Here is a 1,430-nt window from a genome sequence, read left to right as displayed (position 1 = left end):
ATCGGCCTCGCGGCCCAAGCGCCAACCCGTGGCGGTCGCCTCAGCTCAAACGTTAGGCCGCATGAGAGCCGTCAAAGCATCTCGCTGCACTCTTGAACCGCTGGTGGTGGCTCATGCCCGCGAGATGTTCGAAGTGCTCTCCGATCCGGCGATCTACGAGTTCGAGAACGAACCGCCACCGTCGGAGGCTTGGCTCGCTGAGCGCTATGCAAGGCTTGAGAGTCGTGCCTCCTCGGATGGGAGCCAAGTCTGGCTCAACTGGGTCTTGCGCTTGCCCGGCGGCGAGCTTGTGGGCTATGTCCAGGCGTCGGTGCTGCGCTCCGGGTCAGCACTGGTCGCGTACGAGTTGGCCAGTAGCCATTGGCGCAAGGGCATCGGCAGTTGTGCCGTATCGGCCATGCTGGAAGAACTTCGAACGAACTACGGTGTCAGCCTATTCGCGGCCGTGCTCAAGGCCGCCAACTACAGGTCGCTCGGGTTGCTGCGTAGCCTCGGCTTCCAATCCGCGTCGCCGCACCAAGTGGTCGAGTTCGGTGCCGAGCCAGACGAGGCGGTCATGGTCAAGCCGGCGGCTTCCACCGGGCATGCGGCCTAACCCTTCGCTCGAGGCGACCCTCCACGGCTTGGCACTTGGGCCGCGAACCCGTGGTGCATATCATCGGGCTCGCGGCCCAAGCGCCAATCCGCGGCGGTCGCCTCAGCTCAAACGTTAGGCGGCAAACAGCAATACACATGTCCGCGTCAAGCCCCCAGCCGGAGCCACCTGCTGGACTCCTACCTCTGATTGCAACCGGCACAGTCTCCGGTGGAGTCGGCTTGCTATTTCTTGCTGTTGGCGCTGAGAGCACGCTACTCCTGCTCTTCATGCTCGGCCTCATCTACCCACTGGCCGCTGCGTTTCTGGCCCCGAGCCTGTTCGTACTCTTGCGGGCACTTCGCACGCGGGCACGGCCACTCCTGCTTGCTTCAGTGGCACTTTGCGTCCTGGTTGCACTATGGGTGTACGCCCTAGTTACGGGCATATTCTCGTACGCCCAACCGGTAGTCACGATCTTGTGGGCCTCGTCGCTTGCATACGCCGTATTGGCCTTCTTGCTGGGCGCAACTCTTCAACGCACAAGCAATCACTCGCGCACATAGACCAACACCAATGCGTCAGTCATGACGAGCCGACCACATCTTGATTGCGCCACCGCATGGGCGCGAGTGCCGCCTAACCCTTCGCTCGAGGCGACCCTCCACGGCTTGGCACTTGGGCCGCGAACCCGTGGTGCATATCATCGGGCTCGCGGCCCAAGCGCCAACCCGCGGCGGTCGCCTCAGCTCAAACGTTAGGCAGCACAAGAACCGTCATGCGCTACGTCCTCGCGGACTCGGAGCTCGAGTTCAGTGCAATACGAGCGCAAGGCCCCGGCGGTCAGCACGTCAAT

1 protein-coding gene is annotated in these 1,430 nt (G+C 62.9%); it reads left to right on the top strand.

Translation table 11 applies throughout. From position 1 onward, the window contains the following. The coding region (locus D9C15_RS33095) for a GNAT family N-acetyltransferase (RefSeq protein WP_205854982.1) at positions 1–595 on the top strand (595 nt) is incomplete at its 5' end. Between the last annotated feature and the right edge of the window lie 835 nt (positions 596–1,430).

The organism is Piscinibacter defluvii, from assembly GCF_004011805.1.
GTDB lineage: Bacteria > Pseudomonadota > Gammaproteobacteria > Burkholderiales > Burkholderiaceae_C > Piscinibacter > Piscinibacter defluvii.
Note: the sequence above shows the minus strand (reverse complement) of the source record. Positions and strands in the feature narration are given on the sequence as shown.